Below are 16,125 nucleotides of genomic sequence, written 5' to 3' on the forward strand. Positions count from 1 at the left end.
GCAGGGATCGCACGCAGCGGTCCCGGCGGGATAGGTCATCCGTGCGCCGCTGCGGGCGCGTGGGACACCAGCGGACGGTTGGCCAGCTTGCGCAGGGCGACGTAGAAGACCGGGGTCAGGAACAGGCCGAACAGGGTGACGCCCAGCATGCCGGCGAACACGGTGATGCCGGTGACCGAGCGCACTTCCGCACCGGCGCCCGAGGACAGCACCAGCGGCACCGTGCCGGCGATGAAGGCGACCGAGGTCATGACGATGGGACGCAGGCGCAGGCGGCAGGCTTCCAGGGCGGCTTCCACGATGCCCTTGCCCTGCAGTTCCAGTTCGCGGGCGAACTCGACGATCAGGATCGCGTTCTTGCACGCCAGGCCCATCAGCACCACCAGGCCGACCTGCACGAACACGTTGTTGTCGCCGCCCATGACCCATACGCCGAACAGCGCCGACAGCAGCGTCATCGGGACGATCAGGATCACCGCCAGCGGCAGCGTCCAGCTTTCGTACAGCGCGGCCAGCACCAGGAAGGCCAGCAGCACGGCCAGCGGGAACACCACCAGCGCGGCCTTGCCCTGGGTGGCCTGCTGGTAGCTCAGGTCGCTCCAGTCGATGCCCATGCCGGGCGGCAGCACCTGCTGCGCCAGCTCGGTGACCTTGGCCATCGCTTCGCCGGAGGACAGGATGCGCGGGTCGGCTTCGCCCAGCAGGTCGGCGGCCGGATAGCCGTTGAAGCGGATCACCGGGTCCGGGCCGTAGGTCTGCCTGATGTTCACCATGCTGCCCACCGGCACCATCTCGCCGTTGGCATTGCGGGTGCGCAGGTTGGCGATGTCCTCGACGTTGTCGCGGAACGGACCGTCGGCCTGGGCGATGACCTGCCAGGTGCGGCCGAACATGTTGAAGTCGTTGACGTAGGCCGAACCCAGATAGGTCTGCAGCGTGTCGAACAGCTCGGTCAGCGGCACGCCCTGCGCCTTGGCCTTCACGCGGTCGACCTCGGCATCCAGCTGCGGCACGTTGGCCTGGTAGCTGCTGATCGGGAAGCCCAGGCCGGGCGTCTGCGACGCCGCGCCCTGGAACGCCTGCACGGCGTTCTGCAGCTCACCATAGCCCAGCCGCGTGCGGTCCTCCACGAACAGCGACCAGCCCGAGCCGTTGCCCAGGCCCTGGATCGGCGGCGGCATGAAGGCGAAGGTGAAGCCTTCCTGGATGCCGGCGAACTTCTGGTTGAGTTCGGCGGTGATCTCTTCGGCGCTGCGCGAGCGCTCGCTGAAGGGCTTCAGGGTGAAGAACACCACGCCGTTGTTCGGGGTGTTGGTGAACTGCAGCGGGTTCAGGCCCGGGAACGCGACCTCGTTGGCCACGCCGTCCACCTCCTTGGCGATGGCGGCCATCTTCTTCAGCACCGCATCGGTGCGCTCGATCGAGGCGCCTTCCGGCATCTTCACGCCGGCGATCAGGTACAGCTTGTCCTGCACCGGGATGAAGCCCGCCGGCACCGTGCGGAACATCAGGCCCGCGCCGACCAGCAGCACGAGGTAGACGACGAACACCGCGCCGCGCTTGCCCAGGGCGCGCGACACCGCGCCTTCGTAGCGTTCCGAGTTGCGCTTGAAGAAGCGGTTGAACGGACGGAACAGCCAGCCGAACAGGCGGTCGATCAGGCGCGACGGGGCGTCCTTGGCGGCGTCGTGCGGCTTCAGCAGCTTGGCGGCCAGCGCCGGCGACAGGGTCAGCGAGTTGATCGCCGAGATCACCGTGGAAATGGCGATGGTGACGGCGAACTGCTTGTAGAACTGGCCGGTGACGCCGGTCAGGAAGGCCATCGGCACGAACACCGCGCACAGCACCAGGGCGATGGCGATGATCGGCCCGGAGACTTCCTTCATGGCCAGGTGCGCGGCTTCCAGCGGGGTGGCACCGTGCTCGATGTGGCGCTCCACGTTCTCCACCACCACGATGGCGTCGTCCACCACGATGCCGATCGCCAGCACCAGGCCGAACAGGGTCAGCGTGTTGATCGAGTAGCCCAGCAGGTACAGCACCGCGAACGTACCGACCACGGAGACGGGCACGGCCAGCAGCGGGATGATCGATGCGCGCCAGGTCTGCAGGAACAGGATCACCACCAGCACCACCAGCAGGGTGGCTTCCAGCAGGGTGCTGATCACCGACTTGATGGAATCGCGCACGAAGATCGTGGTGTCGTAGATGGACTGGATCTCCACGCCCGGCGGCAGGGTCGGACGGATCTCGTCCATCTTCGCCACCACCGCGTCGCGGATCTCCAGCGCGTTGGCGCCGGGCGCCTGGAAGATGCCGATCGCCGAGGCGTTCTTGCCATCCAGGCGCGCGCGCAGGGTGTAGTCGCCGGCGGCAAGCTCGATGCGGGCCACGTCGGCCAGCCGTACGATCTCGCCGTCGGCGCCGCTCTTCAGCACGATGTTGCCGAATTCCTCGACAGTCTCCAGGCGGCCCTTGGCATTGATCGGCAGCAGGAAGTCGCTGCCGTTGGGCATCGGTTCGGCGCCCAGCTGGCCGGCCGAGACCTGCACGTTCTGCTCGCGCACCGCGCGCAGCACGTCGCTGGCGGTCATGCCGCGCGCGGCCACCTTGTCCGGATCCAGCCACAGGCGCATGGCGTAGTCGCCGCCGCCGAACTGCTGGGCGTCGCCCACGCCGGGAATGCGCGCCAGTTCGTCCTTCACGTGCAGGCGCATGTAGTTGCGCAGGTACAGCGAGTCGTACTTGCCGTCCTTGGAGGTCAGGTGCACCACCATCAGGAACACCGGCGACTGCTTCTGCGTGGTCACGCCCTGCCGGCGCACGTCCTCGGGCAGGCGCGCCTGCGCCTGGGACACGCGGTTCTGCACGCGCACGGCGGCCTCGTCCGGGTCGGTGCCCGGCTTGAAGGTCACCGTCAGCGAGAGCACGCCATCGGAGCCGGCGACGGACTTGACGTACATCATGTCCTCGACGCCGTTGATGGCTTCCTCCAGCGGGGTGGCGACGGTTTCGGCGATGACCTTGGGGTTGGCGCCGGGGTATACCGTGCGCACGACCACCGAGGGCGGCACCACTTCGGGGTATTCGCCGATGGGCAGCAGCGGGATGGAGATCAGGCCGGCGGCGAAGATCACGATCGACAGCACGGCGGCGAAGATCGGCCTGTCGATGAAGAATCTTGAGAAGTCCATGGGTGGATTTCCTTGAAAGAAGAAAGAGCGTCCCCGCCGCCTGCCGCAGGAGCGGCAGGCGTGGGTTGCGCATTGCGATGGAAAGCGCGTCAGTTCTTGGCGACGGCCTGGGCCGGTGCCGGCGCGCCCATCGCCACGGTCTTGGCGTCCACCGGCATGCCGGGGAAGAACACCTTCTGCACGCCGCTGACGATCACCCGGTCACCGGCCGCCAGTCCCTTTTCGACGATGCGCAGGCCGTCGGCCATGCGGCCGATCTGCACATCGCGGCGCTGCGCCTTGCCGTCCTTGTCGACCACGTAGACGTACTTGCGGTCCTGGTCGGTCAGCACGGCCTTGTCGTCCACCAGCGCGGCCTGGAACCGGCCGCTGCCCAGCAGGCGCACGCGGGCGTACAGGCCGGGGGTGAAGACGCGGTCGGCGTTGTCGAGTACGGCGCGGGCGCGGATGGTGCCGGTGCTGCGGTCGACCTGGTTGTCGAGGAAATCGACCACGCCGGCATGCGGGAAGTCGCTTTCGTCGGCCAGCGCCACCTGCACCGGCACCTTGCCGTCGCGCTCGCTCGGGCGTTCGCCCTTGCGCGCCATCTCGGCGTAGCGCAGGAAGGCGCGTTCGTCGGCATCGAAGTGCACGTGCACCTTGTCCAGCGACACCACCGTGGTCAGCACGCTGGCGGCATCGCCCGCGCTGACCAGATTGCCGGCGGTGACCAGGGCGCGACCGGCACGGCCGTCGATGGGCGCGCGCACCTGGGTCCATTCCAGGTTCAGGCGCGCGCTTTCCACCGCGGCCTGCGCGGCCGCGACGTTGGCCTGCGCCTGGTCGGCGTTGGCGCGGCGCTGTTCGTACTCTTCGGTGGACAGCGCCTGCAGGTCGGCCAGGCGCTTGGCGCGCGCGGCCTCGCTGCGGCCCAGCTCGGCCTGGGTGCGGGCGCGGGCCAGTTCGGCCTGTGCGCGGGCCAGTTCGGCGCGGTAGCTGCGGGCGTCGATGGTGAACAGCACCTGGCCCTTCTTCACTTCCTGCCCTTCGGTGTAGTTGACGCGCTCGATGTAGCCGGACACGCGCGGACGCAGGTCGACGTGTTCGATGGCTTCCACACGGCCGCTGAACTCGTCCCACTGGCTGACGGTCTTGACCGGCACCGCGGCCACGCTGACCTGCGGCGGCGGGGGCGCGCCCTGCTCGGCGGCCTGTCCGCTGCAGCCCGCCAGCACCGCAAGGGCGAGGACGCTGGAGGCGCCCAGCGCCAGCAGACGTTGCGAACGCGGAAGAGAAGAGAGATGCGTGTTCATGGGTGGTGGTCTCTTTGGGGGAGAGGAGAAAGCGGCAGGTCAGGATGCGACCTGAAGTCAGGTTGAGGTCAAGCGGAAGATCGATGCGATGTTGCGAGGACGGCGGAGCATGCGCTGGCGTGACAGTCAGGCGGAGGCGCGGCCGTTGCGCCGCGCGCCGGCGACCGCCCACAACGTCTCTTCGAAGTCGCAGGCGAGCGTCTGCTCCGGCGGCCTGGCATCGCGCGCGGACCAGGTGACGATGGACTGCGAAGCGCGGTCGCCGCGGGTCAGCAAGGACACCGCGCTGCGTCCGACCGCCAGCGCGTCCGGCCATTCGGCGCAGGCGTTGATGGCGTTCTCGGGCGTGCACACGGGCTTGTCGACCGACAACAGCTGCACGCGCACGCCCAGTGCGTGCGCCTCTTCGTGCAATACCTGGGCGAGCATGCGCATCGCCGCGCCGGTCACCGAGGCGTGTCCGTAACCGGACCAGCCGCGCTCGGCGTAGGGACCGCCGATCAGCACGTAGTTGGCCGCATGCTGGCCCTCGGCCAGCAGCGGCAACAGGTGGCGCGCGGCGGCCAGGTGGGGAATCAGGTCCGCTTCCAGGCGCTCCAGCAGGAAGCTGGCGGGACGGTCCAGCAGCCGACCGCTCTGCGGGGGTGTGCCCATGCTGGCGAACACCGCGCGCAGCGGCCGGCCGCGTTCGCGCACCTGCCCGGCCAGGCGCGCCGCATCGCGGTCGTCGTGGATGCAGGGCACGTGCAGCAGTTCCAGTCCAGGCTCGTCCTCGAAGTGCTCGGCCAGCGCGCTCATGCGCGGGCCTTCGCGGCCGACGGCGAGTACCGGGCTGCCGGCTTCCAGCAGCGCGCCGACCACGCCGAAGCCGACGTTGCCGCCCGCGCCGAGCACCAGCGCGCCGGGAGTGAGGCCGTCGCGGCTCAGGCTCATTGCCGGCTCCGCTGGCGCAGCGGGATGACGCGCGCGCCGGCGCCCGCCGTCTTCACGCGCAGACGCGAACGCCCGCCGTCGTCGAAGGCGCGCGGCGCGGTGAACTCGCGGAACCCCATTGCCTTGCCGGCAAAGAGGGCGCGCGAGACCGGCCGGCCCGTCGCGGGGGAGGAGGACGACGGGACGGCCGATGCGCGGAACACGCGGGCGAGCAGGCGCACACCGGCGTCGAGCCAGCGTCGCGCGGCGCGGAAGAGGGAACGAGGCATGCCGCGCAGTGTGGCGGCGCGATGGACATGGCCGATATCCGGATCCTGCGCTTCCGTTGCACGATCCTGCGCGGCCGCGGCGAACGGCTGGCAACGGGCAAGGCGCAGCGCCGCCGCGTGGCCGGCCGTGGCGCCATTCGTCGGGCGGGCGTGGGCGACTGTTCCGCTCATGGGATGAATACTCCCGCAGTGGGGATAATCCCATTCCACAATGTCGGGGTATTGAGACGGCGACCGCCACCAATCACGCCACCCCGCTGCCCGCGGGGCACCACGACAGGACCGGCGAGTTCCTGCCGGATCAGGTGCTTGGCGCGGCGAAAAGCCTGTGGGGACGCGACTTCCTGCGGCGAGGCAGGATGTTCCAGGGTCTGGAAGAGGCGGGTGAACAACATGGCGGGAAACCCGTGCTGTGGCGACGGATGCGACATTACGCCCGCAATGAGGACTTGATTAGTCCTGATTTAGGGGAATAATCATCCCGTCAGCGGGCCAATGCCCTTTCCCCGGAGCAAACGATGAGCCACGATCTCAACGACACCCTGATCTTCGTCAAGGTGGTGGAACAGGGCAGCTTCATCGCCGCCGCCAACGTGTTGCGCCTGCCCAAGACCACGGTGAGCCGCAAGGTGCAGGAGCTGGAGACGCGCCTGGGCGCGCAGCTGCTGCACCGGACCACGCGCAAGCTGGGCCTGACCGAAGCCGGCAACGTCTACTACGAGCACTGCCAGCGCATCGCGCGCGAACTGAGCGAAGCGGCCAGCGCGGTCAGCCAGTTGCATGCCGGTCCACGCGGCTGGTTGCGCTTCACCGCGCCGTATTCCATCGGCATCGACAAGATCGCGCCGCTGCTGGGCGAATTCCACGCGCAGTATCCCGAGATCCGCGTGGAGATGGTCCTGGCCAACGACAACCTGGACCTGATCTCGGGCGAGATCGACGTGGCGTTGCGCGTCGGCAGCCTGCCCGATTCGAACCTCGTGGCGCGCCGCCTGAACACCCTGCGCACGCAGGTGTACGCCAGCCCCAAGTACCTGGCGCGCTACGGCGAGCCGCTCCACCCCGACGACCTGCAGCACCACCGCGTGCTGGCGATGCAGAAGCACCGCCGCGGAAGCGGCTGGGCGATGACGTTGCACGGCACGGACGGCGAGCACGACTACCCGATCAATCCCATCCTGGTGGCCAACGATCCGGCCGCACTGAAAGGCGCGCTGCTGTGCGGCGAAGGCCTGATGCTGGGCGCGGACATCATGGTGAAGCCGTACCTGGAGCAGGGCCACCTGCAGCGCGTGCTGGCGGGATGGACCGGGCCGGAGTACGAGTTCAACGCGGTGTTCCCCCGCGGCCACGTGCAGTCGCCCAAGGTCCGTGCATTCGTCGATTTCCTGGTCGAACGCATGAAGTTCGACGTCGACTACATGATGGAACACTGCCCGGTGTACCTGAAGCAGCAGGCCGAAGCGCGCGCGGCGGCCGAAGCCGTGCCGGAAACCGAGGCGGCAGCGGTGGCGGTGGGGCGCAAGGTGCTGGCGGACGTGCTGAGCTGAAGCGAGGAAGGCGGACCGGGGCGGAGGCGCTCACTAACGATTCCCGAACGCAATCGGGCGCCGGGCTGGCTAGCATGGGGCGCATCGCCGGAGTTGGATTGTCGCCTGGGATGGCCTGCCGCACCGCGTCTCCCCTGACAGGAATCCGCACGATGAAGACACCGATGGCCGTGTTCGCGGCGCTGTGGCTGGCGGCCTGCACGCCCGCCACGTCCGACCACGCCGCTTCCACGCAGGCGGCAGCGCCGGCCGATCCGGTCGCGGATGCACCGGCCGGGGCGCCCGCAGCCACATCCCCCGTGGCCGGGACCGTCGACGATCCGCTTGCGGTAAACCGGGCCATCGATGAGGTGCTGGGCGACCACGCCCGCTACGAGGCGGTGATCCGCCAGCTCCAGCAGGCGGTGACGGCCAGCGACGCGGCCGCCGTGGCGGCCCTGGTGGAGTACCCGTTCTCCACCGTGCGCGACGGCCAACCGCTCAAGGTGACCGATGCCGAGGCCTTCGTGCGCGAATACGATCGCATCATGACCCCTGCCATCGCCGAAGCGATCAGGCGGCAGAGGTATTCGCAGCTGATGGTCAACTACAAGGGCGTGATGTTCGGCAACGGCGAGGCCTGGGTGAACGGCATCTGCCGGGACGCTGCCTGCAAGGACGTCGACGTGCGCGTGGTGGCGCTGCAGGCGACGCCGTGATCAGTGGGCGCCGTCGCTCCTGCAACAAACAAAGAGGGCGGCCCAGGGCCGCCCTCTTTGCAGTGCATCCGCAGGACTGACTACTCCACCATCACGTCCACGCGCCGCGCCTCATCGGCATCGCCGCTGCCGGTGGTCTGCGCCGGCTTGTCCAGCGTGATTCTGTCGGCCGCCACGCCATTGACCACCAGCCATTGCTGGATGGCTTCGGCACGCTGCCTGGCCAGCGCTTCGTTCGCGGCGGCATCGCCGCTGGCATCGTGGAAGCCGGACACGCGGACACGCTTGCCCGGATCGGCGGCCAGCGTGCCCAGCACGCCGGACAGGCGCGCCGTGGTGTCGGCCGGCACCACGGCCGAACCGCTGTCGAACAGGATGCGCGCGCTGCGTCCATCCACCACGTCGGCGGCCGCCATCGGCGCCGCGTGCGCGGACGCCTCCACCGGCGTGGCGCTGCCCAGCCAGCCATTCACCGGCAGCACCGGCACCAGCAGCAGCGCGACGATGTTGATGATCTTGATCAGCGGATTGATCGCCGGGCCCGCCGTGTCCTTGTAGGGATCGCCGACGGTGTCGCCGGTGACGGCCGCCTTGTGCGCCTCGCTGCCCTTGCCGCCGTGGTGGCCGTCCTCGATGTACTTCTTGGCGTTGTCCCACGCGCCGCCGCCGGTGGTCATCGAGATGGCCACGAACAGGCCGGTGACGATGGTGCCGATCAGCAGGCCGCCCAGCGCCTGCGGACCCAGCAGCAGGCCGACGATGATCGGCACGACCACCGGCAGCAGCGAAGGCACGATCATTTCCTTGATCGCCGACTTCGTCAGCATGTCCACGGCCTTGCTGTAGTCCGGCTTGGCCGTGCCTTCCATGATGCCGGCGATCTCGCGGAACTGCCGGCGCACTTCCTCCACCACGCTGCCCGCGGCGCGGCCGACGGCTTCCATGGCCATCGCGCCGAACAGGTAGGGAATCAGGCCGCCGATCAGCAGGCCGACGATCACCAGGTGGTTGGACAGGTCGAAGGTGAACAGCGTGCCCGGGTGCGCGGTCTGCAGGTTGTGCGTGTAATCGGCGAACAGCACCAGCGCGGCCAGTGCGGCCGAACCGATGGCGTAGCCCTTGGTCACCGCCTTGGTGGTGTTGCCCACCGCGTCCAGCGGGTCGGTGATGTTGCGGATCTCCGGCGGCAGTTCCGCCATTTCGGCGATGCCGCCGGCGTTGTCGGTGATCGGGCCGTAAGCGTCCAGGGCCACGATCATGCCGGCCATCGACAACATGGCCGTGGCGGCGATGGCGATGCCGTACAGCCCGCCCAGTGCGTACGCGCCGAGGATGGCGGCGCACACCGCCACCACCGGCCATGCCGTCGACCGCATCGACACGCCCAGGCCGGCGATGATGTTGGTGCCATGGCCGGTCGTGGACGCCGCGGCGACATGCTTGACCGGCGCGTACTGCGTGCCGGTGTAGTACTCGGTGATCCACACGATCGCACCGGTCAGCACCAGGCCCACCAGGGCGCAGAAGTACAGGTTCATCGCGCCGTAGCTGGAATCGGCCATCAGCTGCGTCGTGATCGGGTAGAACGCTATGGCCGCCAGCACAGCGGACACGATGACGCCCTTGTACAGCGCGCCCATGATCGAGCCGCCGGCCTTCACCTTGACGAACATCGCACCGATGATCGAGGCGATGATCGACACGCCGCCGAGCACCAGCGGATACAGCACGGCGTGCTCGCCGGCCTGCGCGACCATCAGGCTGCCCAGCAGCATGGTCGCGATGATGGTGACCGCATAGGTTTCGAACAGGTCCGCCGCCATGCCGGCGCAGTCGCCGACGTTGTCGCCCACGTTGTCGGCGATCACCGCCGGGTTGCGCGGGTCGTCCTCGGGGATGCCCGCTTCCACCTTGCCCACCAGATCGGCGCCGACGTCGGCGCCCTTGGTGAAGATGCCGCCTCCCAGGCGCGCGAAGATCGAGATCAGCGAGGAGCCGAACGCCAGGCCGACCAGCGCATGCAGCGCCTCGGCGGTGCCGTAGCCCAGGTGCAGATGCAGGATGGCGTAATAGCCGGCCACGCCCAGCAGGCCCAGGCCGACCACCAGCATGCCGGTGATGGCGCCGCCCTTGAAGGCCACGTCCATGGCCGCGCTCATGCCCTTGCTGGCGGCTTCGGCCGTGCGCACGTTGGCGCGCACCGACACGTTCATGCCGATGTAACCGGCGGCGCCCGACAGCACCGCACCGACCAGGAAGCCGATGGCGCTGGGCCATGACAGGAAGAGGCCGATCAGTGCGAACAGCACGATGCCGGCGATGCCGATGGTGGTGTACTGGCGGTTGAGGTAGGCGCTGGCGCCTTCCTGCACGGCCGCCGCGATTTCCTGCATGCGGGCGTTGCCCGCGGGCTGTCTCAGGATCCAGCGCGCAGCCACCACGCCGTAGATGATCGCCACGCCGGCGCAGACCAGCGCCAGCGTCAAACCGTGTTGTTCCAGCATGACCCCTCCCAAGGTTGATGGATGTCGTCCAGCGAAACGCGTGAACATGCAACCCAATCCCGGTGGAGCCTGTTGAACGATTGAGTGCATTCGGCCGCCGCGATGACCTGCGGCGCGAAACCCGTGTTCATACGATTCCCTGGAGCTGGCCCGAGTATGACCGGATGGCGTGCGCGCCGCCACATGTGACGGGTGGATTCAGGCGGCCCGTGCCAGCCTTGCGGCCCAGGTGCCGTTTCCGTATCCGTTTCAAGGAGTTGCCATGCGTCAGTCCGTCGCACTTCCGCTGCTTGCCGCAGGCCTGCTGATGGCGGCCGCGGTCCATGCCGTCGAGCCCGCGCCCGAGATCCAGCGGCCCGCCGCCGCGCCGCAGGCCGTGGGCGTGGTCCACAGCCTGCGCCAGATCCCGGAGGCCTGCGCACGCCTGGAAGGCGCCTTCACCGGCGATGCGGCGCAGCCTTATCGCTATGCCCCCGTGCGCACCAGCCCGCAATGCCAGCCGCGGGCGCGCTTCATCGATTTCGACAAGGCCAGGCCGTCCGTTGCGACGGGCTGGAAGCTCAACGACGTGATCCGCGTGCCCAGCGCGGCCTGCCCGTCGCAGCAGGCCGTGGTCCGCGTGTGGCGCAAGCCCGGCAGCGCCACCCCGCCGCCGGCGGACGGCCAGGGCCGGACGCGCATCTACCTGCAGGACGCCAAGCAACAGGCCGGCGCCGCCGCGCAGGCGCCCTCGCTGACCTTGTTCGCGGCGAAGCTGGACGTCGAAGGCAAAGCCTGCCGCTAGGCTTGCGCTGGCGAGTCCTGATGGTGGTGGAGCTGCCAGCCGCTGGCCGCACGTCGCTACACCGATACCCGTCGTGCCGCTCGACGACGCGTGCCATCGCATGCGGCTTCCTGCGAAGCGAAGTGCAGCAGTGCCACGTCATCCGCGAGTTGCTCCACGCAATGGGCGAAGGCGGCCACTGGCAGGGAAGGTAAGCGATCGGCGAGGAAGTCGATGACCGCCTGCCGCGTGCAGCGCACTCCGGATCGGCCAATCTCATGGAAGTCGGGGTGCGGCAGGAGCCGTCAGTTCGGCCAGCCGGGCATCCATCGCGCGCATGCTATCGCGCCGGGGGTCGATCCCTGAGAAATGGATCGCGCAGAAGCCGCAGCCATGTCCTTCTGCGCCAGGTATTGCCCGAAACGGTGACCGGCGCCCGCGATGGTGGATACCCCTGGGCATGGCGAGGGCATCCACGCTGGCGCCGTGGTCGCGCTGGCGACGGTGCCTGCTGTCACCCCGCGTGGAGCGCCGCGCCGCGTTCGGCCAGCAGCGTGCGCAGCACGGAGCGATGGCAGCGGCTCTCGTCCTCGCAATAGCAGCCCACCGAGAAATCACTGCCATGCGACAACGCCGCCAGCAGGTCCAGCGTCCGCCCGTTTTCGGGCGTCGTCATCTCGGCACGGTACTTCTTCACGAAGGCCGCCCACGCCTTGGGCGTGGCGGCATCCTGTGCTTCCTTCACCAGCTCGGCGCTCGGTGCCAGGTTGGGATACCAGATGTCGTACCAGTCCTGCGAGGCGAACTCGGATTTCGGCACGCCGCGCGGCGGCCTGCGCACGGTGCCGATGCGCAGGCCTTCGTCCCTGGCCCGCGGACTGCCGAGGCGGACGATGCGGATGGTCATGCAGCCCCCGCGTTGCGCAAGGAACGGTCAGCGTGCCGCATGGCCGACGGATTCGCGCAGTTGCCTCGTCTCGGCTTCGCCCACGGAAGAAGGCACCACCTCGATCTTGCAGAACGCTTCGGTAAGCACGTAGTAGCAACTGGCCTTGGCGTAGTACACCAGCCCGGGCTCCAGCATGGATTCCCTGCGCAGGTCGATCAGGCCGGTCCTGGCATTGAAGAGCGTCTTGCCGGGAGTCAGTAGAAGGACGGTGTAACTGTGCGGGTTCAGTGCCTTCTCGGAGGGTATGCCGTTTATCTCGTACGGAAGAGGTGCCTTTCCTGCGGGAGCGAGGGCCGCCGTGTCGTGCCGATACAGCACGACGGTCGCGGCCGTCGGTACGGCCGCAGGCCGCGTGTAGACGTCGCCGTATTGGAACGTGAAGCAGCCGGCGAGACCCAGCATGCCCGCCAAGAGCGTAAAACGACCCCGCGTGCGGACGCTCGTGCGCCGGACAGACACCGTTGAATTGAGCAACGCCGTCAGCCCTCCCACGCCGGCAACTTCTTCTTCACCGCCACGTTCTTGAGCGCCACGTACTTCGGCAGGCCATCGGTGCCGTAGGGCGGGTAGGCTTCGCCGCGGATCAGCGGTTGCAGGTAGGCGCGCGCCTTGTCGGTGATGCCGTAGCCGTCCCTGCGGATGAAGTTCGGCGGGAACTTCTTCTCGTGGTTGGCCACCTTCGACAGCGGCGCGGCCTCGATCTTCCAGCGGAACGGCGCGTCGGAGGTGCGCACGATCACCGGCATCACCGCGTTCTGGCCCTTCAGCGCGAACTGCACCGCGGCCTTGCCGACCGCCTGCGCCTGCTCCCAATCGGTCCGGGAGGCGATATGGCGCGCCGAGCGCTGCAGGTAGTCGGGCAGGGTCCAGTGCACCTTCAGGCCCAACTGGTCCTTCACCCGCCCGGCGAGATAGGACGCAACGCCACCCAGCTGGGTGTGGCCGAACGAATCCTTGCCGCCGCCGGCGTCGGCGACGAAACGGCCATCGGCATGCTGGATGCCTTCGCTGGCCACCACCACGCACCAGCCCACGCGGTCGACGACTTTCTTCACCTGCGCGAGGAACCGGGCCTCGTCGTAGGCGCGCTCGGGGAACAGGATGATGTGCGGGGCATCATCCGGCGACTGCCCGGCCAGCCCGGCGGCGGCGGCCAGCCAGCCGGCATGCCGGCCCATGGCTTCGTAGACGAAGACCTTGGTGGAGGTCTCCGCCATCGCGGCCACGTCCAGCGCGGCCTCGCGCACGGAGACCGCGGTGTACTTGGCGGCCGAGCCGAAGCCGGGGCAGGTGTCGGTGACGGCCAGGTCGTTGTCCACCGTCTTCGGCACGCCGATGCAGGTCAGCGGATAGTCGAAGGCCTGCGCCAGCTGCGAGACCTTCCACGCCGTATCGGCCGAATCGTTGCCGCCGTTGTAGAGGAACCAGCGCACGTCGTGCGCCTTCAGCACCGCCAGCAGGCGCTCGTACCTGGCGCGGTCGGCCTCCAGCGATTTCAGCTTGACGCGGCAGCTGCCGAAGGCGCCGCCCGGGGTGTGGGCCAGGGCGCGGATGGCGGCGGCCGACTCCCTGCTGGTGTCGATCAGGTCCTCGCGCAGGGCGCCGAGGATGCCGTTGCGTGCGGCCAAGACCTTGATTTTCCGGGCCCGCGCTTCGGTGATGACCGCCGATGCGGAGGCGTTGATGACGGCGGTGACGCCGCCGGACTGCGCATAAAGTAGGGTGCCAGATGCCATGTGGGGTTCGTTCCGGGTTGCCGGGATGCGGTAAGCTTCACACAGATGACGCGGTGCAGCGCGGCGCCCGGCGCCCGGCGCGGTCCACCGCCCGCAGGATTCCAGTTTGGGAGTGACAGCATGCGATTGGTTCTACTGGGCCCACCCGGGTCGGGCAAGGGCACCCAGGCAGCGCGCCTGAAGGACTACCTGCAGGTACCGCACATCTCCACCGGCGACCTGCTGCGCGCCGAAGTGGCGGCCGGCAGCCCGCTGGGCCTGCAGGCCAAGGAAGTGATGGCGCGCGGCGAGCTGGTCAGCGACGACATCCTGCTGGGCATGCTGGAAGACCGCTTCTCCCGCGACGACACCCGGGCCGGCTTCATCCTGGACGGCTACCCGCGCAACCTGGTGCAGGCCGCGGCGCTGGGCGAACTGCTGACCAGGCTGGGGCAGAAGTTCGACTTCGCCGTGCAGCTGGAAGTGCCGACCGACCTGCTGGTCGAGCGCATCGCCGGCCGCGCCCAGGCCGAGGGCCGTGCGGACGACAATCCGGAATCGGTGCGCAAGCGCCTGCAGGTCTACACCGACCAGACCGCGCCGGTGATCGATTTCTACCGCCAGCAGGGCGAACTGACCGTCGTGGACGGGGTGGGCTCGCTGGACGAGGTGTTCACCCGCATCACCGAGGCGATCGCACCGGAGAAGGCGGTCGGCTGAGATCCGCGCCGGCACCCCGGGAAGTGAGTGGAAAGGCCTCGCATCGTCGGGGCCTTTTCCGTTGCGGGCCGGGGCGGCCCGTGGCCATCGTGCCGAACCCGGCCGGCTCGGCTAAAGTTCACGCATCCACTCCGGAATTGCAGTCTTGAAGATCCACATCCTCGGCATCGCCGGCACGTTCATGGGCGGCGTGGCCGCCCTGGCCCGCGAACTCGGCCATACCGTCGAAGGCAGCGACCAGGCGATCTACCCGCCCATGTCGACCCAGCTCGAGAAGCTGGGCATCGCGCTGGCGCAGGGCTACCAGCCGCAGAACATCGCGCCGGACTGCGACGAGATCGTGATCGGCAATGCCCTGTCGCGCGGCAACCCGGCGGTCGAGGCGGTGCTGGACCAGGGCCGGCGCTACATCTCCGGCGCACAGTGGCTGTCCGAACGTGTACTGCCCGGGCGCGACACGCTGGCCGTGGCCGGCACGCACGGCAAGACCACCACCACGACCATCCTGACCTACCTGCTGGAAGCGGCGGGGCGCTCGCCCGGTTTCCTGATCGGCGGCGTGGCCGAGGACTTCGGCGTGTCCGCGCGCATCGGGGGCGGCCGCGAATTCGTCGTCGAGGCCGACGAGTACGACACGGCCTTCTTCGACAAGCGCAGCAAGTTCGTCCACTACCGCCCGCTGGTCGCCATCCTCAACAACCTCGAGTACGACCACGCCGACATCTTCCCGGACGTGGCCGCGATCCAGCGCCAGTTCCACCACCTGGTGCGGACCGTGCCGCGCCGTGGCCGCCTGATCGTCAACGGCGAGGATGCGCGCCTGGCCGAAGTGCTGGCGATGGGGTGCTGGACGCCGGTGGAGCGGTTCGGCTTCGATCCGTCGCTGGAATGGAGTGCGCGCCTGATCCGCGACGACGGCAGCGCGTTCGCCGTGCGCCACCATGGCAACGAGATCGGCCAGGTGCACTGGCCCATGCTGGGACGGCACAACGTGCTGAACGGCCTGGCCGCGCTGGCCGCCTGCAGCGCGGTCGGCGTGGACGTGGCCACCGTGTTGCCGGCGCTGGCGGCGTTCCGCAGCGTGAAACGGCGGCTGGAAGTGATCGGCCAGCACGACGGCATCACCGTCTACGACGATTTCGCCCACCACCCCACCGCCATCCACACCACCCTGGAAGGGCTGCGCGCGCGCGTGGGCGCCGCGCGCATCCTGGTGGCGATGGAGCCGCGCAGCAATTCGATGCGCTCCGGCGCGCATGCCGAAGCGCTGGCACCGTCGCTGGACATCGCCGATGCGGTCGTCTTCCTGCATCGTCCGGAACTGGCATGGGATGCCGGCAGGATCGTCGCCGCGATCCGTGGCGACGCGCGCACCGTGCCCGACGCCGATACGCTGATCGCAGCGTTGAAGGCCCAGGTCCGGCCGGGCGACCACGTGGTGTTCATGTCCAACGGCGGTTTCGACGGCGCGCCGCGGCGGTTCCTGGCGGCGTTGACCGCCGCCGGCCCCTGAAGTGAGGCGGTGGCGTCAGGGAGAC

The 16,125-nt window shown here is 68.9% G+C and carries 13 protein-coding genes and 1 pseudogene; 5 read left to right on the forward strand and 9 right to left on the reverse strand.

The window, feature by feature from the left end:
• Positions 1–35: 35 nt before the first annotated feature.
• The 4 genes from MUU77_RS03505 to MUU77_RS03520 form a co-directional block, all read right to left on the reverse strand.
• On the reverse strand, positions 36–3,194 hold the full coding sequence (locus MUU77_RS03505; protein WP_245091628.1) for a multidrug efflux RND transporter permease subunit: 3,159 nt from the start codon (positions 3,192–3,194) through the stop codon (positions 36–38).
• Between the two features lie 89 nt (positions 3,195–3,283).
• Positions 3,284–4,486: an efflux RND transporter periplasmic adaptor subunit gene (locus MUU77_RS03510; RefSeq protein WP_245091630.1), complete on the reverse strand. Its 1,203-nt coding sequence runs from the start codon at positions 4,484–4,486 to the stop codon at positions 3,284–3,286.
• Between the two features lie 126 nt (positions 4,487–4,612).
• Positions 4,613–5,419, reverse strand: coding sequence for an SDR family NAD(P)-dependent oxidoreductase (locus MUU77_RS03515; protein ID WP_245091632.1), 807 nt, complete (start codon positions 5,417–5,419; stop codon positions 4,613–4,615).
• Positions 5,416–5,859 (reverse strand): hypothetical protein, encoded by a 444-nt coding sequence (locus MUU77_RS03520; protein WP_245091634.1) that lies wholly within the window; start codon positions 5,857–5,859, stop codon positions 5,416–5,418. The genes MUU77_RS03515 and MUU77_RS03520 overlap by 4 nt, the downstream gene beginning before the upstream one ends.
• Positions 5,860–6,206: 347 nt before the next feature.
• On the opposite strand from MUU77_RS03520, the gene MUU77_RS03525 reads away from it, so the two are divergent.
• A complete protein-coding gene (locus tag MUU77_RS03525; RefSeq protein WP_245091636.1) occupies positions 6,207–7,238 on the forward strand; it encodes a LysR family transcriptional regulator in 1,032 nt (343 codons plus the stop codon).
• A gap of 152 nt (positions 7,239–7,390) precedes the next feature.
• Positions 7,391–7,936 carry a hypothetical protein gene (locus MUU77_RS03530; protein WP_245091638.1) on the forward strand — a complete coding sequence of 182 codons (546 nt, stop codon included), beginning with the start codon at positions 7,391–7,393 and terminating at the stop codon, positions 7,934–7,936.
• An 80-nt stretch (positions 7,937–8,016) separates the two neighbouring features.
• On the opposite strand, the gene MUU77_RS03535 is transcribed toward MUU77_RS03530, so the two are convergent.
• Together MUU77_RS03535 and MUU77_RS03540 are read right to left on the reverse strand one after the other, a co-directional pair.
• Positions 8,017–8,352: an OmpA family protein gene (locus MUU77_RS03535; RefSeq protein WP_245094198.1), complete on the reverse strand. Its 336-nt coding sequence runs from the start codon at positions 8,350–8,352 to the stop codon at positions 8,017–8,019.
• Positions 8,353–8,412: 60 nt separating this feature from the next.
• Positions 8,413–10,440, reverse strand: a pseudogene (locus MUU77_RS03540) (sodium-translocating pyrophosphatase); the annotation flags it as partial.
• 262 nt (positions 10,441–10,702) lie between these two features.
• Here MUU77_RS03540 and MUU77_RS03545 point away from each other — a divergent pair.
• Positions 10,703–11,224: a hypothetical protein gene (locus tag MUU77_RS03545; protein ID WP_245091640.1), complete on the forward strand. Its 522-nt coding sequence runs from the start codon at positions 10,703–10,705 to the stop codon at positions 11,222–11,224.
• Between the two features lie 493 nt (positions 11,225–11,717).
• On the opposite strand, the gene MUU77_RS03550 is transcribed toward MUU77_RS03545, so the two are convergent.
• From MUU77_RS03550 to MUU77_RS03560, 3 genes are all read right to left on the reverse strand, one after another.
• A complete protein-coding gene (locus tag MUU77_RS03550) occupies positions 11,718–12,110 on the reverse strand; it encodes a DUF488 family protein (RefSeq protein ID WP_245091642.1) in 393 nt (130 codons plus the stop codon).
• A gap of 27 nt (positions 12,111–12,137) precedes the next feature.
• A complete protein-coding gene (locus tag MUU77_RS03555) occupies positions 12,138–12,554 on the reverse strand; it encodes a hypothetical protein (RefSeq protein WP_245091644.1) in 417 nt (138 codons plus the stop codon).
• Between the two features lie 77 nt (positions 12,555–12,631).
• The gene (locus MUU77_RS03560) at positions 12,632–13,888 is read right to left on the reverse strand and encodes a 6-phosphofructokinase (protein WP_245091646.1); all 1,257 of its coding nucleotides are present in this window, start codon (positions 13,886–13,888) and stop codon (positions 12,632–12,634) included.
• Positions 13,889–14,008: 120 nt separating this feature from the next.
• Between MUU77_RS03560 and MUU77_RS03565 the strand changes: the two genes are divergently transcribed.
• Positions 14,009–14,587: an adenylate kinase gene (locus tag MUU77_RS03565; RefSeq protein WP_245091648.1), complete on the forward strand. Its 579-nt coding sequence runs from the start codon at positions 14,009–14,011 to the stop codon at positions 14,585–14,587.
• A gap of 181 nt (positions 14,588–14,768) precedes the next feature.
• On the forward strand, positions 14,769–16,100 hold the full coding sequence (mpl, locus tag MUU77_RS03570; protein ID WP_245094200.1) for a UDP-N-acetylmuramate:L-alanyl-gamma-D-glutamyl-meso-diaminopimelate ligase: 1,332 nt from the start codon (positions 14,769–14,771) through the stop codon (positions 16,098–16,100).
• Positions 16,101–16,125 lie beyond the last annotated feature (25 nt).

Source organism: Pseudoxanthomonas sp. F37, from assembly GCF_022965755.1.
Taxonomy (GTDB): Bacteria; Pseudomonadota; Gammaproteobacteria; order Xanthomonadales; family Xanthomonadaceae; genus Pseudoxanthomonas_A.